Below are 24,106 nucleotides of genomic sequence, written 5' to 3'. Positions count from 1 at the left end.
AACCCATGTCCAAAATCGCAAAAGCGCCTGCTGCAAAGCATCGGCGCCGGCCTACTGCTGCCCGCGTTTTGGGCGCCAAGGGAGGCGAGCAGAAGCCATACACGCCCTACAAGGCACCCGATACTGCGCTTTCTGTTGCCACTGTAAAATTGCTCTATGCCTTGAGTGAGGGCCCAATCGTCGGCCTGGTCGATGATAAGAAGTCGGTAAAACTCAACGGCACGCCGCTGGTCTCGCCTGACGGTAGCGAGAACTTTCCCGGTACCGTTTGGGATTTCCGCCCGGGCACTGTGGACCAAGAACACATTCCAGGCTTTCCGGCCATTGAGAACGAGGCGTCCCAGGGGCTGCCGGTTGAGTTGAAGTCGGATAACGCCTGGACGCGTGCGATCACTGATCAGCAGTTGTCGGCTGTGCGCATCCGTTTGTCCTGGCCGCAAATTTGGCAGGTCAAGACGAATGGCGACCAGATCGGCTACCGCATCGACTACGCCATTGATCTTTCCGTAGATGGCGGAAGCTATCAAACGGTTTTGTCGGCGACCCTGGACGACAAAGGGACAACCGAATACGAGCGCACCCATCGAATCGACCTACCCGAAGGATTTACCAGCGCATTGGTGCGCGTGCGTCGGCTCACCCCCAACCGCAACGACTCCAATTTCGCAGACCTGATGCGTATCAAAGGGTTGACGGAGGTCATCGACAAGAAACTGCGCTACCCGAACCTGGCGCTGGGTGGCCTGCAGTTCGATGCGAAACAGTTCCAAGACACGCCGAAGGCCAGCTTCCTGATGCGCGGCCGCATTGTGCAGGTGCCGACCAACTACAACCCGGAGACTCGAGCCTACACAGGTGACTGGAACGGCACTTTTAAGCTTGCCTACACCAACAACCCTGTCTGGGTATGGCGCGACCTGCTGTTGCATCGTCGCTATGGCCTGGGCCGCCGCATCACCGCCGATATGGTTGACCATTGGACGCTGTACGAGATCGGTCGCTATTGCGACGTGATGGTTCCAGACGGGAAGGGCGGTATGCAGCCGCGCATGACCACCAACGTCTACATTCAGGATTCAGTTGAGGGCTACGCACTCCTTTCGGACTTGGCCAGTGTGTTCCGTGGGAGCAGTTGCTGGAACGGCTCCCAGGTCACCATGGTGGCGGACATTCCAGGCAACGAGGATGGCTACGTCTTCACGCGCTCGAACATCATCGGTGAATTTGAGTACGTCTCCGCAGCGCTTCCTGATCGCCATACACGGGCGAAGGTGGCCTGGGACAATCCTGAAAACGAGTTCAAGACACAGCCGGCCCCAGTTACCAACGAAGAGTTGATCGGCGAGCTTGGGCACCGGATGCTGGATATCTCACGGTTCGGCTGCACCGTGGAAGGGGAGGCAATCCGCCACGGCATTTGGGCGCTTAAGTCCGAGCAGTATGAGGAGTGGTCGGTAAGCTTCACCGCCGGCATGGAGGGCCGCAACGTCGAGCCTGGCCAGATTATCTGCGTGGCTGATGAGTTGTTCTCGGGGCGTGCAAATGGTGGGCGTATCAGCGCCGCGACCAGGCGTGTGATCACGCTCGATATCGATGCCGAGGTGCACGAAGAGGATCGGCTAATCCTCAACCTACCCAGCGGCAAGACCGAAGGGCGCATCGTGAAGTCCGTCTCTGGCCGCTTGGTCACCGTCATGGCCGACTATTCGGAACTCCCAGAGCCGGAGTGCAGCTGGTCCGTGGAAAGTGCTGATCTGGCCGTGATGCGCTTTCGTGTGCAGACCATCGAGCCGCAAGGGCTGCACCAGTTCAAGATAGCTGCCACTCAACATGAGCCCCTTAAGTACCAGGCGATCGACACTGGCGCACGCATTGACCCACAGCCAACGAGCATCATTCCACCAGGGGTGATGTCTCCGCCGGATAACGTCAGCATCGAGGCGCGCAGCGTCGTATCGCAAGGCATTGCTGTTACCAGTATGCGTATCACCTGGGACTCGGTGCCGGGGGCCATTGCGTACAACGTGGAATGGCGCAAGGACAGCGGCAACTGGATCCGCTTGCCGCGCACGGGGAGCTTGGGTGCAGAAGTTGAGGGTATCTACAGCGGTCGCTACGTTGCTCGGGTAAGCTCGGTCAACGCAATGGACGTGGCCTCTATTTGGGGCGCCAGCCCTGAAGTGATGCTGACAGGCAAGACAGGCCTGCCGCCGGCGGTGTCGTTCCTGACCACCACCAGCCTGGTTTATGGCATCGGCATTCAATGGGGCTTCCCACCAGGCGCAGAGGACACCCAGCGGACGGAGATCTGGTACAGCCAGTCGGCCGACCTGAGCACCGCGATCAAGCTGAGCGACTTCAGTTACCCGCAAGCCAAGCACGAAATGCACAGCCTGTTGGCTGGCGCGAGTCTGTTCTTCTGGGCTCGCCTGGTGGATCGGACCGGCAACGTCGGCCCGTTCTTTCCTGTACCTGGTGCGGTCAATGGTCAGGCCAGTTCGGATCAAGCCGAGTATGAAAAATACTTTGCGGACAAGATCGGAAAGGGCGCCCTGTACCAAAGCCTTCGAGAAGAGATCGAGCTGATTACAGGTGATGGTCCAGGATCTGTGAATGAACGCCTGGAGGAGGCCAAGCAGGAACTTGAAGACCTGATCAAGAAAGTGAGCGATGCCCTCGCTTACGACCCGGCAAAGCCATATTTGAAGGGCGACATCGTGCGTCTGGATCAACGCCTCTACCAAGCGAAAGGCCCTGTGCCTGTCGGCGCAACGCCGCCCGACGCCACGTACTGGGCCGATATTGGCACCATCCTTGAGACCTCTGACGCGCTGGTGTCGCAGGTCCAGATCATTGAAACCAAGATCGAGGAAATCGACGGCAAGGTGTTGGCCACCGCTACCTCCGTCGAGGCGTTGCGTTCTGCTGCTCGGGGTGATGATGGCGCTGGCGATCTTGCCGACGCAGTCAAGGGTTGGACATCCACGGCGGATCTTGCCGTTGAGCGTAAAACCCGAGCCAGCGAAAATGATGCGATGGCCCAGCAATTGCTGACCTTGGGCGCACAGGTTGGTGACAACAAGTCGTCGCTGACGGTGCTTGAGCAGGTGGTTGCCACCAACCGCGAGACGTCCGCAACGCAGATCACCCAACTCAAGAGTGATCTGTCTGCGGTTGATCAAAAGGCGATCGGCAATGCCCAAGCGATTAATGGCCTCGACACGAAGGTCACCAACTTGGACGGGCGGGTCACGGCACAGGCATCCAGTAATGAATCACTGCGTGCTTCGGTGCGTGGTGATGACGGCGCTGGCGAGCTGGCGGGGGCGTTGAAAGCGTATGAGTCCACCGCAAGTATCGCCCAGCAGATGCGTGTTGAAGCATCTCGCGAATTGGCAACTGCTGAGCGGCTGACTACCTTGCAGGCCGGGATTGATAATGCGAAGGGGCTTATCCAGCAGGAGGAACTGGTAAGAGCCACAGCGATAGAAGTTCAGTCCAAACGGACTGATACGGTCCAGGCCAGTCTGGGCCAGACCAATGCATCGGTTCAGCAGGTGAGTCAGGTCGTAGCGGGCCTTGACGGCAAGGTTTCGGCACAGACAACCATCAAGGCCCAGACCAATGTGGACGGAAAGAAAGTAATGGCGGGGCTCGCTCTGGGCAGCGATGGGGAAACGTCCGAAATTCTGGCGTTTGCTCAGCGATTCGCCATTATCGACGAGGTCAGTGGCGCTGCAACTTTCCCGTTTGTGGTTTCTGGCGGGCAGGTGTTCATTAGTTCGGCAGTAATTAAGACGGGCATGATTACCAATGCCATGATCGGTAATTACATTCAGTCAAATAACTACGTGGCAGGAGTCAGCGGGTGGAGGCTTTCATTCGACGGTACGTTTGAAATGAACGGGAATATTGCTGGTCTTGGCACCATGAGGCTAACCAATACATTCCTTAAATTTATTTACGCCAACGGTGTGGTTGGTATTGATCTGAGTCTCTAACATGGTCGGATTAGTAATAAGGGATCGCGAGACGGGTCTGGTTAAAGTCGATATGACTATGAGTATTAGCCAGACCCAAGGATCAGTGGTTACCAACTCTGCAAATGGTTCAATAGCGATCCCGGCACCGCCCCCTGGAAAGGTCCAGTTTCCAATCGTCGTTCCTCTTCAGGACAGGCAACTCGAAAAGGGAAAGGTCCCGTCGGTAACCATATCCAACGGGGTTCTCTCTTGGATTTACTCGTACAACACCAATGGCTGGGGTAATTTTTCAGCCAATTGCATTATTTACTACGGTTATTATTGATGGCTAATCTCGTAGTTAAAAAACAAGACGGCAGTCTTCTGTTCGATACGGCCAAAATTACCTATGGTCTTGTGAAAAGCGGAAACCTGAGCGTCATCGAGACCTGGTGGCGCCGGAGTTTTAAAGGAGGGAACGTAGATCCTAATTGGGGGGGCAATTGGACAAGCTCAGGTGTAAGTCCTAGCGTTGCCTTGTCAGATGTTATTTATGGCTTCACTGTGGTTAGAGCCTCGTCGCCAATCGTGTTTCTCACTGGCAGCGGCTGCTTGCAGGGGACAAAGATTTCCGGCGATTCAATGACTTTTCTTTACACCAACGCAAGCGTAAATACTAAGTTCTATTGCTTTGATTTGATGAAGGACGCTATTGCGGGGTCTCCGTACTTGAAAACCCGGCAAACGGACGGTGCAATGACGTTTAACTCTCTGCAACTGGCCTTGAATGTGGTTGCATCCATTCAGGCGCCTCCGCCGACGGGAACGCAGGAGTCGCAATATCCAATCCCATCGGGTAGCAGGCCATACGCGAATGCCGTCTTGAATGTTGAGCAGCGCGAAACACCTCCCAGTTACCAGTCAAATATATTTACCGCCAAGGTAACGATTAATATCAAGTCGGGCGTTGAGTACGCCGCGTACCTTCCCTGGAGTAGGGGGTGTCAAATCTGGTTGTACGGTCTCAACGAGTCGAAGCCGACCTATCGTTATGGGGGAAGCGAGGGGTGTGGCGGTGTCGTAGGAGGCATTCAGTTTATGTTCGGGCCTGCTGGGGGGACACCTCAAGATCACCCGACGGTTGTAAGTGGTACTGCAATGCCACCGAACTTTTCGCAAATTGCAACGGATAGGCTACCGACCGCTTTGGTGATCGAGACGGCCAACCTGCCATTTCCCTTCAACTGATTTATTAGCTCAAAGAGCCCGCCGAGTGCGGGTAATTTTTTGCCTGGAGAAAAATATGGCTTCTTGGTTTTCAGAAGGAACCGTCACCGTCAATAACGGCAACACCGTTGTGACTGGTGTCGGTACGAAGTTTTCTAACTGCCGCTCCGGCGACATGTTTGTCGGTCCGGATAACGGCGTCTATCAGGTTATCAATCCGTCGAGCGATACCTCCGTGTCGATCTCGCCGGCTTATCGCGGAGCCAATGCCTCCGGTACGTCCTACGGCATTGTCCCTGTAAACGGCTACCCAAAGGCCCTGGCCGATGCGGTCAACCTGATGGTTCAGCAGTGGGGAGCCACGCTCGCAGGGCTTGGCCCCGTCTCCAGCATGGCGGTTGTCCCCTTTGCAAATGGTGGTTTAGGTACTACCACCAAGGCAGCAGCCAAGGCTGCACTGGACCTAGGTACCGCTTCTGCCAAAAACGTCGGCCTTACTAATGGCGATCTGATTCCGGCGGGCGTGCTCAGCGGGATGTTTTCCAATGTTGCCCCAGATGCCTATCAAATGGACAGACCCGGCGAGCCTGGGCAACAAGGCGCTTTCTACAAGTTTCTGAATAACGGATCTTCGTCTGGGCTGAGCTACTCAACCCTGATTCGAATTCCGTACAACGTTGGATATGAGGCGCAAATCTTCATTCCCGTTTCGCAAGGCACCGGTTCGCTGCTCTTCCGCACCACGCCTGGTGCCGCTGGAACCTTCGGTCCCACGTATAGCGTTTACCACACTGGAAACACCACTCGTGCCGCAGACGGCACCTTAAAGGCTATTTAAATGACTACTCGCGCAGCGGTAAACATTCTTGGCGCAACTGGCGCTGTCATTGACATCTCCTCCCTGGGTGTCGATTCCATCACCACAGAACACCCAGGCCCCGGCCAGTACCTGGTCTACGGCACGCTCGGGATGGCGCGGGCCCCTGAAGGTTGGGGCTACGTTTTGAACCAGATGGATGCGGCTTGCTCAGTAGCGATCAGCTACCACGACGGGGTGCTGGCGGTGAGCGTTGCTAAAGACGGCGAGCCTGCAGATCTGGTACACAGTATTACTCTGCATGTGGCAGTTGACGCCCTGCCGGTCCAGGAGATTCCTCAATTGCCCCCAACTCCAGCCGATCCCCTGGCAGCCGCCCAAGAAGAAATCGCTAAGCTACGTTCAGCCGCCGACTACGCTATCGCGCCACTTCAGGATGCGGTTGATGTCGACGAAGCCACGGATGCGGAGCTCGCTACCCTGAAGGTATGGAAGAAGTATCGGCTGGCGCTTAGCCGAGTGGTCGAGCAGGCGGATTATCCGCAATCCATTGAATGGCCCGTCGTTCCGGCTTAACGGGTACCGCGCACTACCAGCCGCCTTGAGCGGTTTTTTTTCGCCTGGAGAAAAGCCATGCCTATCACCGAGCAGCAACTGCTGCAGATACTCCCGAACGCCGGCCGCAATGCTGGCGTTTTCGTTTCTGCACTGAATACTGCCATGAACCGTTACGGAATCGTCGGTACGGCGCGCGTTGCCGCATTCATCGCCCAGGTCGGGCATGAGTCGGGGCAGTTGCGATATGTGCGTGAGATTTGGGGACCAACCAAGCAGCAGGCCGGGTACGAAGGTCGGGCCGACCTGGGCAACACCCTGAAGGGCGACGGTTCCAAGTACCGCGGGCGCGGCCTGATTCAGATCACTGGGCGCGCCAACTATGCCGCGTGCGGCGAGGCGCTGAGCCTGGACCTGATCAACAAGCCTGAATTGCTTGAGTTGCCCCAGCACGCCGCCATGTCAGCGGCCTGGTTCTGGTCGACGAAGGGCTTGAACACGCTGGCGGATCATGGGCAGTTCGCGAAGATCACCCGACGTATCAACGGTGGGCTTACCGGCCAGGACGACCGCCAGGCGCTGTATGAAAAAGCGCTAAAGATCATGGGGTGATGCTGTCACAGAAGATCTGTGAAAGGGTCGTGGTACACAAATATGCACTGAAAGTACTGGCGCTAATTGCGTGAGGTAGTTTGATATCTGTATAAAGCTCTACTGGAAATACCTTCTAATTGAAATCGAACCCAACTCGTTAAACCAGAACGGGTTGCCGTTGACTTCTACCATCTGATTAATCATCTTTCCCATGAGTCCAGATGGTATTTCGGAGTTTTTTCCCTCTGATACTCGCTGAAACTCACGAGCCATGCAGAAACTTATGAAGTCAGCTATTTCTAAGAGGAAATGACTTCCGGGTTGAACGAACTTTGGAGGATGGACTGCAATTCCTGCGCACAAATAAGTGAAGAGTCGAGTGTACTGTAGTCCTAAAAAGCACTCGTCAGCCCATCCCTCTTTTTTCGTTCCGTCCGTTGTGTCTTTAATGTTGTCAAACGTCCATCTTATACCCTTATTATTTTCTCTGAGGATTGATAACGTGGTAAGTAAAGCCTGTTTGTAGATATCTTGCTTTTGATGTTTTAATGCAGAGGCTCGGTCTTTTTTGTTTTCTGGTAAAATTATCGCGTTTGAAAAGTTGAATGTTGAAAGGTGCGGCTTTAAGTTTTTAATTAGTTTCGAAAGTTTTTGGCCGTAAAGTATTTTTTCTTGAACACTGCTGAAGCTAAAAACTCTATCTTCTCCGCTATCACTCCAAATTTGAGTGAAGTGGTGGGGCCAAAGCTCTGGTGCCACATCTGGACGTGCCACTAGTTTTAGCTTTTGAATTTTGTTTTTAGCGATATCGTGCTTGTCCTTGTGCAGTCCGACCAGTGATATGCAAAAGAAGCTAATCTGTTTGCCATTGCGGGTTATTATTCTTGCTGCCTCGTCTCCGAATAAATTCCAAGTGCTCTCTTTCTCTTTGATTGGGGTGTTGAAATCAAAGTCTTTTTTGCAATCTAAGCATGTTATTGGGAATGAGACAGGTACCCAGTGCCCTGAAGCGTCGGATAATTCAATTGGCTCTTTTGGGAAAAGTAAATCCTCAACCCAGTTAATATCATTTTTGAAGCCGCAGTAGATGCATGTGGCCTTGACAGTATCTAAATCAACTGGGACGACGCCTGGATTTTTTCTAAATGGCCTTTTGTCTACCATACACAGATCCTCCTTTTTCATAGTTGGTTTCGGCGCCCGAGCTGCGCCAAATACAAAAGTCGGATTTGGCGCAGCATCGATTCTTGCCATAATTTTGCCCGCTAGATATGTGGCGTAAAATGGCAAGAAAGCTGTCTAATACTACGTCGGGCTATCCCGGTTTTACAGGCCCTCCCACGCACTTCCTTTCTCACTAGTTTTAGACAGTGATTGGTTGGAAGCCAAGGAACACGTAGTCTTTAGGCTACTCAAGCCCATACTGCTGCATTATTGACGCGTGTCGGCAAAACCAGAAAACGCCGGAATGAAAGGCTTAGCTCAGGGCTGTGGCCCTCTGAGCACTTTCAGCTCCATTAACAGACGCTGGTTCTCCCTGAACAGGTGGTCGCGCTGACCGGTAACCAGATCGATGGGTCGAAAGCTCACATTGTCAGGTGCGTCATCGTCCATGGCTGAGACGCGCTCAAGTGCTTGCCTGAGCGCAGCCTCTGCTGATGCCTTGCCGGTAGCGAGCAGGTCATTCATCTGGACCAGGCCCGCAATATTTGCCCGCGCTCGACGCAACATGCGCTCGGTCTCGGCCAGTTCATCCACGAGCAGTGAGCACTGGTGCTGGTACATTTCCAGTGGGGTGGGGCAACCGAGCCAATCTTCGGTGTCCATGTCAACGTTCATAGCGTGAATCTCAGATACTGTATGTGCGTACAGTAATCTGAATGCAGCGATGCTAGGACTGAAGACCGACGAAATGCAGGCTTACCCGACGATCAGTTGGGAGCGCTCAGGACGGCCAAGGTCAGCTTAATGAATTCCTCGTTATCGTCGATGGCTTGAAGAGCGCCTCGAACATTTTCTGCTACCTCTGCGGAGCCGCGCTGCTCCACCCAGTTGGACAATTCCAGGATGGACGCTTCGAGGGCGAGTTGGTTTTCGTAGAGCTTAGAAAGCAGGGAAGGGAGTAGATCTGAATTCGGCATTGGTGTTCCTCCGGAGAGTGAACAGCGTAGTAGTGCGTGTGTTTTTTTGGTAGTTGTGTTCGTTCGGCAGGACGCCGGGGAAGGGATAATTGCGGAACAGCTTGTAAAATTGCGGAACAAAAAAGATAAGGGCCTGCTCAGGTTTCCCTGGCAAGCCCTTGATATCTATGGTGCCCGAACCCGGAATCGAACCGGGACGCCCTTACGAGCGGGGGATTTTAAGTCCCATGCGTCTACCAGTTTCGCCATTCGGGCGGTAGCGCGGTGTAGCAGGGTTGGGAATATATAGATCCTGTCGCTTCGGCGCAACCTCGAAGCGCGCTTTCCTGCATAAAGATACCGATGAAAAAGTGTGGCAGATCAGTGATCTACAAGGCCTTCGGGTTAAGTCCTGATGAATGCTTGCGGCGCAGGAACACGCCTCATAAATGACAGTCATAGCGACATGCCATCCCGGCAAATCGCAAAGGAGTCAGTTGATGCTCAGTGTCCGTAGGCGTTCTTGGATGATGGCTGCAGGCGTGGTGGGGCTGTTGGGGGCGGCGATAGCTGGCCCGGCGCAGGCGGCGGGTGCGGTGCGGTGGGGAGAGTTCAGTGCATCGTCGACAGACAGATTGACGGGCGCCTCGGTAGAGGCGGGCAATACCTATGTGTTGAAGTCGTCGAGTATTTCCGTCGGCGATATCGAGGCGTTGCAAGCGGCGCAGAAGCGCAGCGAGAGTGACCTGCAAAGCCTGAAAACTAAAGTGGATGGCCAGGACCGTGCATTTGACGAGTTCAAGCGTAAAGACGGGTCGAGTTCCAGCAGCAGTGATAGCCAGTTGTCGAGTCTCAAGCGCACGGTGGATGAGCAGAAAAATACGATAGATCGGCAGAAAGACGAAATCGCCGGCCTCAAGCGCGGCCTGGATGATTTGAAGCGCAGTGTGGAAACGTTGAGCAGCAAGGTGAAGTAAAGGAGAGGGCTTGCTCGGGAAAGCGGTGCTTCAGTAACTGGCTCAGTGCCTGACGTACCGCATTCGCGAGCAAGCCCGCTCCCACAAGATTTGTGTAATGCGCTGTGCCCGCGTTCAGTCAATCAGTGCCAGCAGGTCGGTAGTACCCACGTCCACGCCAGCCTGGGTCAGCAGTGTTGTCACCTGGCCCCGGTGGTGGGTCTGGTGGTTGAAAAAGTGCACCAGCAGGCCGAAGAAGGGCTTCTCACCTGCCACGCCGCGCATGTTGTGGTAGCGCAGGCGCTGGTCCAGATGAGACTCCTGCAGCGTGTTGGCCCAATCAATGATCAATTGATCCAGCCAGGCGCGATGGGCTGACAGTTCACTCAAGTTGGTAAAGGCTAATTGCTTGAGATCCACCGGTGTAGGGATGTCACTCAACGGTGCCAACGCGCGAAAGCCCGCCGGATGTTCGGCAAAGCGCTTGAGCCAGACTGTGTCGCCCAGCGTCAGGTGGTTCAAGGTGCCGAGGATCGAGCCGAAAAACGCCTGGCGATCCACCGTCAACTCCGCGTCGGTCAAGGTGCCGGCGGCGGCGTAGACCTTACGGTTCATCCATTGATTGTAGTGGGCCATCAACCCAATATGCTCGATGCGGTTCACCGCGGTTCTCCCTTGACGGCATGGTGGCGACATCATAAAGCTTGCCCGCCCGGCGGTCATGGTGTTCCATCGCAGGCGAACTATGTTTGATAAACGCCATTATTGCGCCCCGGGAGGGCGACACCATGAATACCAGCGATCTACTGGAACAACTGTGGCGAGCAGGGCAGCAAGGCGGCGGCGCTTCGGGCGGCGGCCTGGGCGGATTGCTTGGAGGTTTGTTGAAAAACGCCGGTACCGGCAATGCATCAGCCGGTGGCGGCTTGGGTGGTTTACTGGGTGGCCTGGGTGGCTTGTTGGGCGGCGCTCCGGCAGGCGGCACGACCCAGACGCGTAGCCGCGGCGGAATGAATTACGCGGCGCTGGCATCCCTCGGCATGGCCGCCTTCCAGGCGTATCAAGCGTGGCAACGTCAGCAGGCGACTGCGCCGCAGCAAGCCATCCAGACCGTTGACCAGCTTGAAGGGCCTGAAGCCGAAGCCCATAGCCACGGCGTACTGCGTGCAATGATCGCAGCAGCCAAGGCGGACGGCAGGATCGATGAGCAAGAGAAAAAGATGATCTCTACCGAGATCGGCCGTCATACCGACGATCCACAACTGCAGCAATGGCTCGACGCCGAAGTCGCCAAGCCACTGGATGCCGCAGATTTCGCTGAATATGCCAAGGACCCAGCAATCGCTTCGGAGATTTACCTGGCCAGCGTCCTGCTGGTCAATGATCAGCAGGACGCCGAGCGAAACTACCTGGACGATCTGGCCGGGCAGCTGCAAATCGACCCCCAGTTGCAGGTAAACCTGGAGCAACAGGCCAAGGCCTAGAACCTGAAAGTAGCCCCAGTGGTCAGCCACTGGGCACGGTCCCCAGTCAAACTGCGCCCGACCACCAGGTCCACGTCGACAAACTTGCCGACGTGGAATCTCGGCCCCGCCTGCCATGCCTGTTCACCGCCTTCCTGGCCATAGCGTTCGCCGATCAACGTCAACACCTGCGCAAGCTGGTATTCGAAACCCATGCCCCAGGTCAGCCGGTGCTGTTGCGCGCCGTCGTTATAGGCATGGTTCCAGCCGGCATTCAGGTTCAGGCGCAGTGCATCCATGGCCTGCCACGTTAACGGCAGGTTGAAGTCAGCGCCGTCGAATGCGTGCTGACGATCTAGGGCAATGTGCGCCCCAGCGGCGACTGCCAACTCCAGCCCCAGGTCTTCTCGTGACAACAGCTGCGCCTTCACCTGTGGGCTGACTTGCGTTTCGCCCTTTCCCGCGTCAGTGGCCCGCGATAACGCCGCGCCCCACTGCACCCATGGCATACCACTGAACGTGCAGGCCGGGGACAAGGTTTCGTTGTGCGTACTGCCTGCGTGCCGATTGGCGGTGTGCCAGGCGTCGATGTTGCATTCGCCAGGCGCATTGATCGCGCCATCATCGACCACGTAGGCGCCGCCGGCAGCATTCGCCTTGGAAACCAGGGCGAGGATTAACAGCGTGCCCAGCGTCACGCCGATAAAGATCAGGTTGCGCTGCAAGGCGCGGCGCTTGGCCGGTGGCAAGAGCAGCAGGGTGGGACGCGCCCTGCGCAAATGGCGCGCGCGATATTTGGCAAACCCGTCCGGGTGCTTCGGGTTGTGTGGGGTGTGCATGGTGCACCTCGCTTGAATTCAGCTTTCTACGGTCAGCACCGAAATGCCGCTGGCTTTGGCCTGGCAGACCAGCTCCGAGGTATCGTCACCGCCGGGCAGGGCGATGATCAGGTCGGGGCGGCTGTCGGCCAGCATGAAGTGGTTGCGTTGGCGTTCCGCCTGTTTGCCGTGGCGCTGCCAATTGGGTGGGTAGCGCACCACGTCGATACCGATTTCCCGCGCCCATTCCTCGATCTCGCTGCCGAGGAACTGGTTGCCGCCGTGTATCAACACCTTCACTGGGTGCAGGCGGTGGTAAGCGTCCAGCACGTGGCGGGACTTTTTGGTGTCGGCGTAATGACGACCTGCACAGATCAAGACGCGCATAGGGAGCATCCTTGTATTGCACGGTGGCGGCCGGGCGACCACCACCGTTTGAATGGCGGGGGATCAGTACCACTGCTTGAAGCGGCGGATGTAGATCGTTTTCATCAGTTGAGCGACGCAGCAGTAAGCCAGCAGGGTGCCTACCAGCCATGGGAAGTACGCCATCGGCAGCGGTTGCAGACCCACCAGGGTGCCTAGCGGCGAGAACGGCACGTAGATGCCCAAGGCGATCACAATGCAGGTCATCATCAACACCGGCCATGCGGCCGTGCTCTGGAAGAACGGAATCTTGCGGGTGCGCAGCATATGCACCACCAGGGTTTGCGAAAGCAGCCCTTCGATAAACCAGCCGGACTGGAACAGGGTCTGCATTTCCACACTGTTGGCCGAGAACACGTACCACATCAGGGCAAAGGTGGTGATGTCGAAGATTGATGAGGTCGGCCCGATCCAGATCATGAAGCGGCCGATATTTTTTGCATCCCACTTGCGCGGTTTGGCCAGGTACTCCTTGTCCATCTTGTCCCACGGCAGAGCCAGTTGGGAGATGTCGTACATCAGGTTCTGCAGCAGCAGGTGGATCGCCAGCATCGGCATGAACGGAATGAACGCACTGGCTACCAGCACCGAGAACACGTTGCCGAAGTTGGAGCTGGCGGTCATGTTCAGGTACTTCATGATATTGCCGAAGGTTTCGCGGCCCTTGAGCACGCCTTCTTCCAGCACCATCAGGCTCTTTTCCAGCAGGATGATGTCGGCCGACTCCTTGGCGATATCCGTGCCGCTGTCCACCGAAATACCCACGTCGGCATCCCGTAGCGCCGGTGCATCGTTGATGCCGTCGCCGAGAAAGCCCACCGTATGGCCGTTGGCTTGCAGCGCCTTGAGCACACGGGATTTTTGCAGCGGTGTCAGCTTGGCGAACACCGTGCGTTCTTCCACGCGGCGCAGCAGGGTGGCGTCGTCCATGGCTTCGATTTCCACGCCCAGCAGCGGCTGGCCGGGTTCGAGGCCAACCTGGCGGCAGATCTTGCTGGTGACCACCGCGTTGTCGCCGGTCAACACTTTGACCGCCACGCCAATCTGTTGCAGCGCGGCAATTGCCGGGCCCGCGGTTTCCTTCGGCGGGTCGAGGAAGGTCAGGAAGCCCTGGATCACCAGGTTGCGTTCATCGGCAGTGGTGTATTGCTGACGCGCCAATGCCTTGGGGATATGGCGGGTTGCGACCACCAGTACCCGGAAACCGTCTTCGTTGTAGTCGTTGGCAATCGCCAGCAGTGCCTCGCGACGGCGATCGTCCAGGGGTACGGCGGCGCCGTCTTCCAGGGTGTGGGTTGAAATGCTCAGCATCTCTTCCACGGCCCCTTTGCACACCAGCAACTGGTCACCGGCGGCATCCTTGACCACGATCGACAGGCGACGGCGTACAAAGTCGAAGGGCAATTCATCGACCTTGCTGTAGGCAAATGGCACCTGGAACTTGGGGTTTTGCGCCGAGAACTGCACCACGGCCTGGTCCATCAGGTTCTTCATGCCGCTCTGGTGAAAGCTGTTGAGCCAGGCCAGGGACAGCACCGCGTCGTCGCGCTGGCCGAAGGCGTTGACGTGATGCTCAAGGATGATCTTGTCCTGGGTCAGGGTGCCGGTCTTGTCGGTGCACAGCACATCCATTGAACCGAAGTTCTGGATCGCGTTGAGGCGCTTGACCACCACTTTGCGCTTGGCCATGGCTGTAGCGCCTTTGGCCAGGTTGGCACTGACGATCATCGGCAGCATTTCCGGGGTCAGGCCGACGGCCACCGCCAGGGCAAACAGGAAGGCATCGCCCCAGTCCCCCTTGGAGAAGCCATTGAGGAAGAACACGATCGGCACCATCACCAACATGAAGCGGATCAGCAGCCAACTGACACTGTTCACGCCACGGTCGAAGGCGGTTTGCACCCGCGAGCCGACAATCGCCTTGGCCAGGGAGCCGAAGTAAGTGCGCGGTCCGGTAGCCACCACCACCGCCTTGGCGCGGCCGCTCACCACGTTAGTGCCCATAAAGCAGATGTTCGGCAGGTCCAGCAGATTGCCTTGGTCGGCGGCGAGGTTGGAGGCGGATTTTTGCGTGACATCGCCCAGGGTGTCGTACTTCTCCACCGGCAAGGCTTCACCGGTCAGCACGGCCTGGCTGATAAACAGGTCGCGTGACTCGATCAGGCGGATGTCGGCGGGGATCATGTCGCCGGCCGACAACTGCACGATGTCGCCGGCCACCAGATCGCGCATCGGCACTTCGCGCAAAGTGGGCTGGGCGCCGACCTGTTCGCGACGTAGCACGGTGGCGGTGGTGCGTACCATCGCCTTCAGGGCCTCGGCGGATTTGGCCGAGCGGTGTTCCTGCCAGAAGCGCAGCAGGCTGCTGAGCAACACCATGGTCATGATGATGATGACTTTGGTCAGATCGACTTCTTCACCCGCCTGCAGTGGCAACCAATAGTCGGTGACAAAGCTGATGCCGCCCAGGGTCAACAGCACGTAGATGAACGGGTTGTTCAGTGCCTGCAGGAACTGGACGATGGCGTGTGGCGGCTTGTCATGGGCGACTTCGTTATAGCCTTCCCGTTGCAGGCGGGCCGAGGCGTCCAGTTCGGTCAGGCCGTCCTGGGTGGCTCGTACATTGGCGAGGGTGGCCGCCAGGCCATTCTGGGCTTCACGGGCGGCGCGCATCGACAGCTTGGTGTCGGCAGCGGTGCCATTTTTCTTGTGCAGAGGCGTGTTTTTTACGGCGCTCATTGTCTGTACTCCTGTCGCCAATTCTCGACAAAACATACCCGGTACTTACCTGCATACAGGCGAGCGAAAGCATGCCGAGCCGCGGACTTCGCGATCGGTTTAAATAAAGTGTTCAGGTAACTTCTACAATGCCCGCTAACAGCGCATTAATTAACTTGCGCGCAGCGGGCTCCTACTGGACTTGTTCATAAAGAACTCCAGGGCATCAATAAGAAAGTTGTTGTTTCCAGCCAGGTCAGGCGGCGTGAGCGCTCACGTAAAGACCGAGCATCAAGCTGGCTTGCGCCAGGCGGGAAACCTTGGGTCTCTGTGGGTCTTGAGGGTCGGCGTGATCCCAGTGCTGCACCAGTTGGCCGCTGTCAGGGCAGATACGCCAGTGCGCCAGCGGCGGTACCGGGCGTACTTGGGAGGAGGGTGCAGCAAAGGCCGGGCGGGTTGGCCTGAAGCCCACGGGCTCGCGGCACAGCTTGGCGCGCAAGGCTGCGGCCAGTGTAGGTACATCGGGTAAAGCAATGAGTTGGAAGGTCATAACACACCTCGGGACCGGACACGCGACCGGTGAGGCAGTTACGGTGGAGCATCGAGCTCTAGCGCAGCTTACCGGACCTGGAAGGCGAGTCCTGTCATATTCTGGGTTTGGCGCCCGATGCCCGCAGAGGCGGTGCTCGGACAGCGACTAGATACTGTGTCCATTGGCTTCTTTTGTGAGGTTTAAAAAAGGCCCCAGTTGCGGGCACGGGCAATCTACTCAGAGCGTTACAGAATGTCAACGCATGATTAACTAAATTAGTCCGCGTTCAGAGTTTGTTCAGACAAGAGGCATGTGCAAGTTACTGACCGATAACTTTATATACCTTGCGCGGCGAGTATCGCCAGATAGATCAATACTAAACCGCACGCCGCATAACTCACGCGTTGCCAGGTCGGTGATGCGTTCTTGCGCAGCAGGTTCACCAACGCGGCGGTGAGAAAACACGAGAGCACCGACGCCAGCATGAATCCGGCAAAAAACGTCAGGGTCTGCCCCTGGCTGGGGGTTGCGCCGACAATGCCCGACAGGGCGCTGCCCAGGGCGCCCCAGTAGACAATATTCTTCGGGTTGGCCAGGGAGATCGCCGCGCCTACGGCCAACGCATTTTTGCCTGAGCTGGCAGGGACGTTGTCGGTTGCGGGTAACTGCCACGCATCAATCAGGCTGCGGATGCCCAGCCAGGCCAGGTACAGCGCGCAGAAGATCGTCAGTGGCACTCGCACCGCATCATGCTGAATCAGCAGTGCGATACCGGTGAGGCCGATCACTGCCCAGACTGCATCGCCTACGAGGGAACCAAACTGCACCATCAGGGCCGGTGTGAAACCATGCAGCAAGCCGCGACGCAGGGTCTCTGCCAGCACCGCGCCAGGAGACAGGCAAAACACAAAACCGAATACCAGCGCATAGACAAAGATCGACAGCATGCCCGTGTCCTTTCAGGAAAGTGCGAAAGCATACGTCAGCGCAGGGTTGAGAAACCATGCAGATTTGAATGGTCCACGATCCAAATGTGGGAGGGGGCTTGCCCCCGATAGCAGTGTGTCAGTCAGCTCATCTGTAGCTGACCCTCCGCTATCGGGAGCAAGCCCCCTCCCACATTGAGGCTATACGCTCAAGTTCAACCTTCAATTCATCCGCGCCGAGGCTGGCAAATGGCAGCGCAAAAAACGCCTCGCAGCGAGCGGCAATAATGTCGAGGGTGGCCTTGAATGCAGCGTCTACCTGGGCTTCATCACCCTGCACGTGGGAAGGGTCCTGCAACCCCCAATGCGCCTTCACCGCCGCACCGAAATACACAGGGCAAGCTTCCCCGGCCGCGTTGTCGCACACCGTGATGACCACATCCGGCGGGCTGCCTTCAAAAGCGTCATTGCCCTTGCTGTACAAACCTTCGGTGCTGATGCCGGCTGCCTGCAGCGTGCTCAGGCTGCGGGGCAAAACCTGGCCCTTGGGGAAACTACCGGAGCTGATCGCTTCGAAGCCCTCAGGCGCCATGTGATTGAACATGGCTTCGGACAAGATGCTGCGGCAGCTATTGGCGGTACACATGAACAGAACTTTCATGGCGCGTTCCTTTAGAGGCTCAGGCGCAAGGCGAGGGCAGCGAGGGTGATCAACAGCACGGGCAAAGTCAGCACGATCCCGACCTTGAAGTAGTAACCCCAAGTGATAGTGATGCCTTTGCGTGCCAGGATATGCAGCCACAGCAAGGTGGCCAAACTGCCTATGGGGGTGATTTTAGGGCCCAGGTCGCTGCCGATCACATTGGCGTAGATCATCGCGTCCTTGACCACGCCCACAGCATGGCTGGACTCGATGGAGAGTGCGCCGATCAGCACCGTCGGCAGGTTATTCATCGCCGATGAGAGCAGTGCCGTCAGCACCCCTGTGCCCATCGCCGCGCCCCACACACCATAGGTGCCGAAGGTGTCGAGCCAGGTGGCCAGGTAGTCGGTCAGGCCGGCGTTACGCAGCCCATACACCACCAGGTACATGCCCAGGGAAAAGATCACGATCTGCCAGGGCGCTTCCTTGAGGACTTTACGCGTGGAAATCTTATGGCCCTTGGCGGCAATCACCAGCAGCAGTACGGCGCAGACGGCGGAAATCGCACTGATGGGAATGCCCAGAGGTTCCAGGGCGAAACAGCCGATGAGCAGAATACCCAGTACACACCAACCGGCGCGGAACGTCGCGGGGTCGTGAATGGCACTGGCGGGGTCTTCCAGGTCGGCCGGGTCGTAGGTCTGGGGAATGTCCCGGCGGAAAAACCACAGCAGCACTGCCAGGGTCGCGGCCACGCTGACCAGGTTCACCGGCACCATCACGGCGGCATATTCGTTGAAGCCGATCTTGAAATAATCAGCCGAGACGATGTTTACCAGGTTCGATACCACCAATGGCAGGCTCGCCGTATCGGCGATAAACCCCGCGCCCATGACGAATGCCAGGGTCGCTGCCGGTGAAAAACGCAGGGCCAGCAGCATCGACATCACGATGGGCGTGAGAATCAACGCCGCACCGTCATTGGCAAACAGCGCCGACACCAGCGCACCCAGCAGCACCATATAGGCAAACAACCGCCGTCCGCGGCCACGCCCCCAACGCGCCACATGCAGGGCTGTCCAGGCAAAGAAGCCGGCTTCGTCCAGCAACAGGCTGATGATGATCAGTGCGACGAAGGTACCGGTGGCATTCCAGATGATGTGCCACACCACCGGGATGTCCGCCAGGCTGATCACCCCGCAACCCAGGGCCAGGATCGCGCCCAGGCTGGCACTCCAACCCACGCCAAGGCCCTTGGGCTGCCAGATGACCAGTACGATGGTGACGAGGAAAATCGCAATTGCGACAAGCATGAATAAACGCTCCGATGGCTCAGCAGCAGGTGCTGGCCCGTTGTGGTCTGTCGCCCATTGCATCCAGACGCAGCGCGTCGTTCTGCAACCATGGCTGGTTGGCTTGCAGGGTGGTGTCCAGCACCTGTGTGACCCAGGCGGGCAGTGCCGGGTTGATGCGGTAGTAGATCCATTGCCCTTGACGGCGGTCCAGCAGCAGCCCGCAACTGCGCAGTTGCGCCAGATGACGGGAGATCTTCGGCTGGCTATCGTCCAAGGCATGGATCAGTTCGCATACGCAAAGTTCGCCTTCGCGCAGGATCAATAGGGTCATCCGAGTGCGGGTGGCATCAGCCAGGCACTTGAACAGGGTGGGAGGAGAGAGGAGATCCGACATGATCAGGGTACCTATATATGGTTATTCGAATATACGTATTTCCATATGTTTCGGTCAAATCCTGTTTCAGTTGATGTGGATCAAATGCCCGTGAAACAGCCACAACTGTTTGAAATTAAAATGAAACACAAAGGTCCTACAGTGCCTGCTCATTGCTGATGAAGGAAGAACCCGCGTGACCCGTGCCACTCGCAACCTGCGCAAGACCCTGGATTCCGTCGCGGAAAATAACGAAACCGCGGCGTTCGACCTGATGCGCGCCGTGGAAAAACTCGGTGACGAAGTGCTGCGCCAGCGCCTGCTCAACACCATCCACCGGCTGAACCAGGACGCGTACGAACTGCGTGAAGCGCGGGATTCGGTGGAGCAGGTTTCGGTGAGGCTCGCCTGAGCAAGATCGTTCAAGACAAGCCCCTGATTGCACTGGCATGCTTATCGACTGTCCGTCGATGAGCCGTTTCCATGCCCACTGCATTACCTCATTACGCCTTCACTCGCGGCGCCATCGCCGTTATTCCCTTGTCTCTTGCCTGCGCCCCGTGGGGGTTGCTCGCCGGCTCCATGGCCATCGATGCGCAATTTACCCCGCTGCAAGCCCAAGGCTTGTCTGCCATCGTGTTTGCCGGTGCGGCGCAGTTGGTGGCCATCGGCATGGTCAAGAGCGGTGCCAGCCTGATATCCATCGTACTCACCACTTTGTTACTGACCTCCCAGCATCTGCTCTATGGCATGCACATGCGTCCCACGCTGTCGTCGCTCAATGTCCGGTGGCGCATGAGCCTGGGTTTCCTGCTGACCGATGAATTCTTTGCCCTGGTCAACCACTATGACCGCCAGACCTTCAATCGCTGGTACGCATTGGGCGTCGGCCTGACGTTTTACATCATCTGGAACCTCTTCACCCTGGCCGGCATTGTGTTGGGCAAAAGCATTCCGGGCCTTGATCAGCTGGGGCTGGAGTTTTCCATTGCCGCAACCTTTATCGCCCTGATCACTCCGGTGGTGCGTGATGTGCCGACCGTGGTGTGTGTCGCGGTCTCGCTGCTGTGTTCGGTGTGGTTGAGTTATTTGCACTGGGAGTCGGCGGTAGTGGTCTCGGGTGTACTGGGGATGAGCGCAGGTTTTGCCTGCAAGCGATTGGGAGTTGGGCAGCGATGATTTACCTGATGATTGTGGGCATGGGTCTTGTGGTGTTTTTCAACCGCTACCTGTTTATCGAGCCACGTTTGCCGGTGAGGCTTAATCGTGGCGCCCGTGAGTTCCTGGGCTTTGCCGTGCCGGGGATGCTTACGGCGATCTGCGGGCCGATTATTTTCCTGGCAGATCACCGGCTCAACCTGAGCCCGAGCAACCCTTACTTGCTCGCAGGTATCTGCGCCGTGGCCTTGATGTTCTGGACGCGCAGTGTGCTGATCACTGTGCTGTTGAGCATGGCGCTGTTCTATCTGTTTCGCTGGTGGTTCTGACGCCAGGGCAAAAAAAAGCCCGCGGGAGGGCGGGCAGAAGGGAGACTTCCAAAAAATGAGCTTGGCCACTATAGACGGCGGGTTGGCCCGTCACAGTGAAACAAAGTTCATGGGCGCGTCAGTTGGCCGCGGCACAGTGGTAGAGTCACGGTTTTTCCAAGGAAGCACAGGCATGTTCAAGATGGTAATCGGCGCATTGGTACTGGCCGCACTGGCCGGTTGCGCGGGCTCGAAGATGAAAGAGGCGCGTGCAGGCAGCCCCTATAAAACCCTGGCATCGGACAAGGCCACCCTGGTGGTCGCCCAGTGCATTCAGTTCGGCTGGCAGGATGAGCGCGTGTTCGGCGTTGATGCCGGCGGTTTCAAAGAGCCCACCGAGGCAGGTGGCTACACCGTCTACACCACGGCCGGCGACTACTTTGTTGACATACAAAGCACAGGCGCGGGTTCTACCGTCAAATACTATGCCGTGGAGGACAACATGCCAGCCAAACGTCGCCTGGCAGCGCTTGCCACTTGTCTGTAATACCTTGCCTTGACCCGATTCCGAAACGCCTGGCGGGACAGCCGCCGGGCATTGCCTTATGATTCAATCGCTCGCTCGACGTGATGGCTCTTTACCGGTACACGGATGTCGAGGCTTAAACGTCGAGCGAGCACCTCTTTGTTCAGCCTCAACGCGGCATAAAACCCAAGTGCCAGCGTCGCGGAATCATCAAAGTCACCAGCCCCAATAACCCCGCCAATGCACCACTGACCCACAGTGCGCGCAGTCCCATTTGCTGCTCCAGCAGTGCGCCGATCACGGCACCGACAAACATTCCGGCCCACGGAATCAATTGCACGCGCCAACCATTGCGACGCTCGCCCATTACCCAGCGCCCCAGCCCGCGACCAAAGCGTGAGAGCGCCCCGGTGACGTACGTGAGCCCCACGGGTAACCCGTTCACTTCTTCGACAGCTGCGTTGAGCATGCCCATGGCAATAATTGCCGCGAGCAACGCGGGCAAGGTGTCGGTCGCCGGCAACAGCGCCGCGCCGCAGAGCAAGGCGCCGATGCACAGCAACAACGGCAGTGCGTGGCGCTTGCTGAAACGGCTGACCACTACACCCAAGGCATTACCGACCACAAAGGTGGCAACCAGCAACACCAGACGCCCGGTGAGCCCCAGGTCACCCGCGCTGATGGCCACCGCCAGGCGCGTGGTGTTGCCGCTCATGAACGAGACGAAATCGCCGCTGGCCATAAAGCCAATGGCATCGGTCATGCCCGCCAGCACTGACAGGCAGGCCACCAGCATCAAGCCCACGCGGCCACGCCAGCGCTGGCGATGGGCGAGCGTGGCATTGGTGTAAGGCTTGCGGGACGAAGGCAGCATGGGGCTGGTTTCCACGATGAGATTATTCGGCCACTACCGTAGGACGCTTTGCGTGTATGCGCAATGACCTCAGGCACGTTCCAGTTGCCAGCCTGTGGGGTGCCAGGTCAGATGATGAGTCGGCTCGATCGCCTGCAAGAATGCAGGGTCGTGTGACACGGCCAGCATCGCGCCGGTAAATCCCTTCAAGGCCTGCTCAAAGGCAAGCACCGACTCCAGGTCCAAGTGGTTGGTGGGTTCATCCAGGAGCAACAATTGCGCCGGTGTATCACGCCACAAGGCAACGGCCATGGCGGCTTTCAAGCGCTCGCCACCGCTGAGTTGCCCGGTCGGCCGCGTGACCCGCGAAGCATCCAGCTGCAGCAGCGCCAGGCGCGTGCGCAGTTCAGCTTCGGCCAACGGCGTGTCGAGCAGGTTGAGCTGCTCGACAATGCTGCACCGGTCATCCAGCAACGCCAGCTGCTGATCGATATAAGCGCTGGGCACCGCCACTGTGCACTCGCCACTGACCGCCTGCCACTGGCCTGCAAGTAATTTGAGCAGGGTGGATTTACCGCAACCGTTCGGCCCGCGTACGGCAACGCGTGCGGCCCCCGACAGGCTGATCGTCAGGTAGGTGCCCGACGCCCTGGGGTCGAGCCAGGGCAATTGCGCATGTTCCAGCGTCAGGACCTGCCGGCCGTTGGGTACTGCCGAGCCTGGCAAGGCGAGCAGGGTCGGCGTCTCATCCACTACGCGCGCGTAGGCTTGGCGTACCTGGGCGTCGAGTTGGTGTTTGTGATCGTGGTGGGCACTGCGCACCGTGCTGACGACTTCCTTGGCAGCGCTTTTCCAGCGGGCCTTGGTAAAACGGTCGACGTTGGCGGTCTCGGCCTGCTTGCGTGAGCGCGCAGCATGACGCTGGAGGTTGTCATGGTCTTTTTGCAAGCGCCGACGCTCACGGCTACGTTCCTGGCGCGCATGTTCCCATGCGGCGATAGCGGCGTGCTGTTGGGTATCGCGTTGCTGTCGATAGGCAGCGTAGTTGCCGCCATACACCTGAACGCCAAGGGGCGATAATTCGATGATGCGCGCCATGGTGTCGAGTAATTGGCGGTCATGGCTGACCACCACCAGGCCGCCGCGCCAATCAGCCAGTTCGCGCAACAGCCACTCGCGCCCGGCGCTGTCGAGGTGGTTGCTGGGTTCGTCCAGAATCAACAACTGCGGCGCCGCCAACAGCGCTCCGATCAGTGCGACCCTGGCCAGTTGGCCGCCGCTGAGTCGGTCGGCTTGAGTGTCGGCGGCAAGTGTTGGCAAGCCTGCGGCATCCAACGCCAGGCGCAGACGCTCTGCGAGGTCCCAGCGATCATCGATCAGTTCCAGATCGCCCAGGCGGCCATCGCCGCGTGCCATACGCTCCAGGGCGGCCAGGGCAGGGGCGGTGCCGGTGATATGGGCGACCGTTTCTCCCGCTTGAATCGACAACGCCTGGGGCACATAGATCAGGCTGAGTGGTCTTTTCAATGTGCCTGAGGACGGTTGCAGGATGCCGGCCATCAACTTCGCCAGGATACTTTTGCCACGGCCATTGCGCCCGACGATGCCGGTGTGGGTGCGATCAATTGACAGGTTCACGTCCTCCAGCAAGGTTTCGCCATTGGCGAACTGGAAAGACACATGTTGCAGGGAAATAAGAACGGGCAGCCGGTTGACGTCAGTCATCAGCACCTCCAAAAAAATGTCGAACAGGCCAACAAGCGCGCCAGGCGGCTCGTTGCGGATACATTCTGGAAGGCTTAGTTGTTCACGTCGGCGCTCGTCCCATAAATCAGA

25 protein-coding genes and 1 tRNA gene are annotated in these 24,106 nt (G+C 57.8%); 11 read left to right on the top strand and 15 right to left on the bottom strand.

What is annotated here, in order from left to right:
* The first annotated feature begins 5 nt into the window (after positions 1-5).
* From FW800_RS04855 to FW800_RS04835, 5 genes are all read left to right on the top strand, one after another.
* Positions 6-4,001, top strand: coding sequence for a phage tail protein (locus FW800_RS04855; protein ID WP_446437096.1), 3,996 nt, complete (start codon positions 6-8; stop codon positions 3,999-4,001).
* A 306-nt stretch (positions 4,002-4,307) separates the two neighbouring features.
* Complete coding sequence (locus FW800_RS04850; RefSeq protein WP_446437095.1) at positions 4,308-5,210, top strand: hypothetical protein; 903 nt, start codon at positions 4,308-4,310, stop codon at positions 5,208-5,210.
* Positions 5,211-5,265: 55 nt separating this feature from the next.
* Positions 5,266-6,027 (top strand): hypothetical protein, encoded by a 762-nt coding sequence (locus FW800_RS04845; protein WP_446437094.1) that lies wholly within the window; start codon positions 5,266-5,268, stop codon positions 6,025-6,027.
* Positions 6,028-6,582, top strand: coding sequence for a tail fiber assembly protein (locus FW800_RS04840; protein ID WP_446437093.1), 555 nt, complete (start codon positions 6,028-6,030; stop codon positions 6,580-6,582).
* 57 nt (positions 6,583-6,639) lie between these two features.
* Positions 6,640-7,173, top strand: a complete 534-nt coding sequence (locus FW800_RS04835) for a glycoside hydrolase family 19 protein (RefSeq protein ID WP_446437092.1) — start codon at positions 6,640-6,642, stop codon at positions 7,171-7,173.
* A 99-nt stretch (positions 7,174-7,272) separates the two neighbouring features.
* On the opposite strand, the gene FW800_RS04830 is transcribed toward FW800_RS04835, so the two are convergent.
* From FW800_RS04830 to FW800_RS04815, 4 genes are all read right to left on the bottom strand, one after another.
* Positions 7,273-8,409: a hypothetical protein gene (locus FW800_RS04830; RefSeq protein ID WP_446437091.1), complete on the bottom strand. Its 1,137-nt coding sequence runs from the start codon at positions 8,407-8,409 to the stop codon at positions 7,273-7,275.
* A 228-nt stretch (positions 8,410-8,637) separates the two neighbouring features.
* Positions 8,638-8,994: a hypothetical protein gene (locus FW800_RS04825; RefSeq protein ID WP_446437090.1), complete on the bottom strand. Its 357-nt coding sequence runs from the start codon at positions 8,992-8,994 to the stop codon at positions 8,638-8,640.
* Positions 8,995-9,086: 92 nt separating this feature from the next.
* Complete coding sequence (locus FW800_RS04820) at positions 9,087-9,296, bottom strand: hypothetical protein (RefSeq protein WP_446437089.1); 210 nt, start codon at positions 9,294-9,296, stop codon at positions 9,087-9,089.
* Positions 9,297-9,464: 168 nt separating this feature from the next.
* A tRNA-Leu gene (locus FW800_RS04815) sits at positions 9,465-9,551 on the bottom strand.
* Between the two features lie 224 nt (positions 9,552-9,775).
* Here FW800_RS04815 and FW800_RS04810 point away from each other — a divergent pair.
* A complete protein-coding gene (locus FW800_RS04810; protein WP_446437088.1) occupies positions 9,776-10,252 on the top strand; it encodes a hypothetical protein in 477 nt (158 codons plus the stop codon).
* A 114-nt stretch (positions 10,253-10,366) separates the two neighbouring features.
* On the opposite strand, the gene FW800_RS04805 is transcribed toward FW800_RS04810, so the two are convergent.
* A complete protein-coding gene (locus FW800_RS04805) occupies positions 10,367-10,894 on the bottom strand; it encodes a DinB family protein (RefSeq protein ID WP_446437087.1) in 528 nt (175 codons plus the stop codon).
* Positions 10,895-11,019: 125 nt separating this feature from the next.
* Between FW800_RS04805 and FW800_RS04800 the strand changes: the two genes are divergently transcribed.
* Positions 11,020-11,715, top strand: a complete 696-nt coding sequence (locus tag FW800_RS04800) for a tellurite resistance TerB family protein (protein WP_446437086.1) — start codon at positions 11,020-11,022, stop codon at positions 11,713-11,715.
* Here FW800_RS04800 and FW800_RS04795 read toward each other — a convergent pair.
* The 8 genes from FW800_RS04795 to FW800_RS04760 all read right to left on the bottom strand — a co-directional run bounded on the left by FW800_RS04795 (position 11,712) and on the right by FW800_RS04760 (position 19,446).
* Complete coding sequence (locus tag FW800_RS04795) at positions 11,712-12,533, bottom strand: hypothetical protein (protein ID WP_216091422.1); 822 nt, start codon at positions 12,531-12,533, stop codon at positions 11,712-11,714. The two genes, FW800_RS04800 and FW800_RS04795, sit on opposite strands and share 4 nt — an antisense overlap.
* A gap of 18 nt (positions 12,534-12,551) precedes the next feature.
* On the bottom strand, positions 12,552-12,899 hold the full coding sequence (locus FW800_RS04790) for an SLOG family protein (protein WP_446437085.1): 348 nt from the start codon (positions 12,897-12,899) through the stop codon (positions 12,552-12,554).
* A gap of 63 nt (positions 12,900-12,962) precedes the next feature.
* Positions 12,963-15,677, bottom strand: coding sequence for a magnesium-translocating P-type ATPase (gene mgtA, locus FW800_RS04785; protein WP_032875522.1), 2,715 nt, complete (start codon positions 15,675-15,677; stop codon positions 12,963-12,965).
* A gap of 235 nt (positions 15,678-15,912) precedes the next feature.
* Positions 15,913-16,206 carry a hypothetical protein gene (locus tag FW800_RS04780; protein ID WP_446437084.1) on the bottom strand — a complete coding sequence of 98 codons (294 nt, stop codon included), beginning with the start codon at positions 16,204-16,206 and terminating at the stop codon, positions 15,913-15,915.
* A gap of 317 nt (positions 16,207-16,523) precedes the next feature.
* Positions 16,524-17,135, bottom strand: a complete 612-nt coding sequence (locus tag FW800_RS04775) for a LysE family transporter (protein ID WP_032875515.1) — start codon at positions 17,133-17,135, stop codon at positions 16,524-16,526.
* Positions 17,136-17,283: 148 nt separating this feature from the next.
* Complete coding sequence (locus tag FW800_RS04770) at positions 17,284-17,775, bottom strand: arsenate reductase ArsC (protein ID WP_032875512.1); 492 nt, start codon at positions 17,773-17,775, stop codon at positions 17,284-17,286.
* Positions 17,776-17,786: 11 nt separating this feature from the next.
* A complete protein-coding gene (locus FW800_RS04765; protein WP_446437083.1) occupies positions 17,787-19,070 on the bottom strand; it encodes an arsenic transporter in 1,284 nt (427 codons plus the stop codon).
* Positions 19,071-19,089: 19 nt separating this feature from the next.
* A complete protein-coding gene (locus FW800_RS04760; RefSeq protein ID WP_032880957.1) occupies positions 19,090-19,446 on the bottom strand; it encodes a metalloregulator ArsR/SmtB family transcription factor in 357 nt (118 codons plus the stop codon).
* A 175-nt stretch (positions 19,447-19,621) separates the two neighbouring features.
* Here FW800_RS04760 and FW800_RS04755 point away from each other — a divergent pair, with 175 nt between their 5' ends.
* From FW800_RS04755 to FW800_RS04740, 4 genes are all read left to right on the top strand, one after another.
* The gene (locus FW800_RS04755) at positions 19,622-19,837 is read left to right on the top strand and encodes a hypothetical protein (protein WP_005788169.1); all 216 of its coding nucleotides are present in this window, start codon (positions 19,622-19,624) and stop codon (positions 19,835-19,837) included.
* A 71-nt stretch (positions 19,838-19,908) separates the two neighbouring features.
* Entirely contained in the window at positions 19,909-20,604 is a 696-nt protein-coding gene (locus FW800_RS04750; protein WP_005788171.1) for an AzlC family ABC transporter permease, read from the top strand.
* On the top strand, positions 20,601-20,912 hold the full coding sequence (locus FW800_RS04745) for an AzlD domain-containing protein (RefSeq protein WP_446437082.1): 312 nt from the start codon (positions 20,601-20,603) through the stop codon (positions 20,910-20,912). Before FW800_RS04750 ends, FW800_RS04745 begins: the two co-directional genes overlap by 4 nt.
* A 172-nt stretch (positions 20,913-21,084) precedes the next feature.
* Positions 21,085-21,438, top strand: a complete 354-nt coding sequence (locus tag FW800_RS04740) for a hypothetical protein (RefSeq protein ID WP_005788175.1) — start codon at positions 21,085-21,087, stop codon at positions 21,436-21,438.
* Positions 21,439-21,586: 148 nt separating this feature from the next.
* Here FW800_RS04740 and FW800_RS04735 read toward each other — a convergent pair whose 3' ends face one another.
* Together FW800_RS04735 and FW800_RS04730 are read right to left on the bottom strand one after the other, a co-directional pair.
* On the bottom strand, positions 21,587-22,291 hold the full coding sequence (locus tag FW800_RS04735) for a YoaK family protein (RefSeq protein ID WP_032875504.1): 705 nt from the start codon (positions 22,289-22,291) through the stop codon (positions 21,587-21,589).
* Positions 22,292-22,360: 69 nt separating this feature from the next.
* Positions 22,361-23,995: an ABC-F family ATP-binding cassette domain-containing protein gene (locus FW800_RS04730; RefSeq protein WP_446437081.1), complete on the bottom strand. Its 1,635-nt coding sequence runs from the start codon at positions 23,993-23,995 to the stop codon at positions 22,361-22,363.
* Between the last annotated feature and the right edge of the window lie 111 nt (positions 23,996-24,106).

The sequence above is a fragment of the Pseudomonas sp. 910_23 genome (assembly GCF_052850795.1).
The sequence above is the reverse complement of the archived record's forward strand: the minus strand, read 5'-3'. Positions and strand labels throughout refer to the sequence as shown.

Coding starts and splice junctions, on each gene's coding strand:
- FW800_RS04830 (WP_446437091.1), bottom strand. CDS start 8,409: ATGGCAAGAATCGATGCTGCGCCAAATCCGACTTTTGTATTTGGCGCA.
- FW800_RS04770 (WP_032875512.1), bottom strand. CDS start 17,775: ATGAAAGTTCTGTTCATGTGTACCGCCAATAGCTGCCGCAGCATCTTG.
- mgtA (WP_032875522.1), bottom strand. CDS start 15,677: ATGAGCGCCGTAAAAAACACGCCTCTGCACAAGAAAAATGGCACCGCT.
- FW800_RS04850 (WP_446437095.1), top strand. CDS start 4,308: ATGGCTAATCTCGTAGTTAAAAAACAAGACGGCAGTCTTCTGTTCGAT.
- FW800_RS04835 (WP_446437092.1), top strand. CDS start 6,640: ATGCCTATCACCGAGCAGCAACTGCTGCAGATACTCCCGAACGCCGGC.
- FW800_RS04760 (WP_032880957.1), bottom strand. CDS start 19,446: ATGTCGGATCTCCTCTCTCCTCCCACCCTGTTCAAGTGCCTGGCTGAT.
- FW800_RS04780 (WP_446437084.1), bottom strand. CDS start 16,206: ATGACCTTCCAACTCATTGCTTTACCCGATGTACCTACACTGGCCGCA.
- FW800_RS04775 (WP_032875515.1), bottom strand. CDS start 17,135: ATGCTGTCGATCTTTGTCTATGCGCTGGTATTCGGTTTTGTGTTTTGC.
- FW800_RS04730 (WP_446437081.1), bottom strand. CDS start 23,995: ATGACTGACGTCAACCGGCTGCCCGTTCTTATTTCCCTGCAACATGTG.
- FW800_RS04765 (WP_446437083.1), bottom strand. CDS start 19,070: ATGCTTGTCGCAATTGCGATTTTCCTCGTCACCATCGTACTGGTCATC.
- FW800_RS04795 (WP_216091422.1), bottom strand. CDS start 12,533: ATGCACACCCCACACAACCCGAAGCACCCGGACGGGTTTGCCAAATAT.
- FW800_RS04810 (WP_446437088.1), top strand. CDS start 9,776: ATGCTCAGTGTCCGTAGGCGTTCTTGGATGATGGCTGCAGGCGTGGTG.
- FW800_RS04745 (WP_446437082.1), top strand. CDS start 20,601: ATGATTTACCTGATGATTGTGGGCATGGGTCTTGTGGTGTTTTTCAAC.
- FW800_RS04840 (WP_446437093.1), top strand. CDS start 6,028: ATGACTACTCGCGCAGCGGTAAACATTCTTGGCGCAACTGGCGCTGTC.
- FW800_RS04845 (WP_446437094.1), top strand. CDS start 5,266: ATGGCTTCTTGGTTTTCAGAAGGAACCGTCACCGTCAATAACGGCAAC.
- FW800_RS04855 (WP_446437096.1), top strand. CDS start 6: ATGTCCAAAATCGCAAAAGCGCCTGCTGCAAAGCATCGGCGCCGGCCT.
- FW800_RS04735 (WP_032875504.1), bottom strand. CDS start 22,291: ATGCTGCCTTCGTCCCGCAAGCCTTACACCAATGCCACGCTCGCCCAT.
- FW800_RS04750 (WP_005788171.1), top strand. CDS start 19,909: ATGCCCACTGCATTACCTCATTACGCCTTCACTCGCGGCGCCATCGCC.
- FW800_RS04825 (WP_446437090.1), bottom strand. CDS start 8,994: ATGAACGTTGACATGGACACCGAAGATTGGCTCGGTTGCCCCACCCCA.
- FW800_RS04820 (WP_446437089.1), bottom strand. CDS start 9,296: ATGCCGAATTCAGATCTACTCCCTTCCCTGCTTTCTAAGCTCTACGAA.
- FW800_RS04740 (WP_005788175.1), top strand. CDS start 21,085: ATGTTCAAGATGGTAATCGGCGCATTGGTACTGGCCGCACTGGCCGGT.
- FW800_RS04800 (WP_446437086.1), top strand. CDS start 11,020: ATGAATACCAGCGATCTACTGGAACAACTGTGGCGAGCAGGGCAGCAA.
- FW800_RS04790 (WP_446437085.1), bottom strand. CDS start 12,899: ATGCGCGTCTTGATCTGTGCAGGTCGTCATTACGCCGACACCAAAAAG.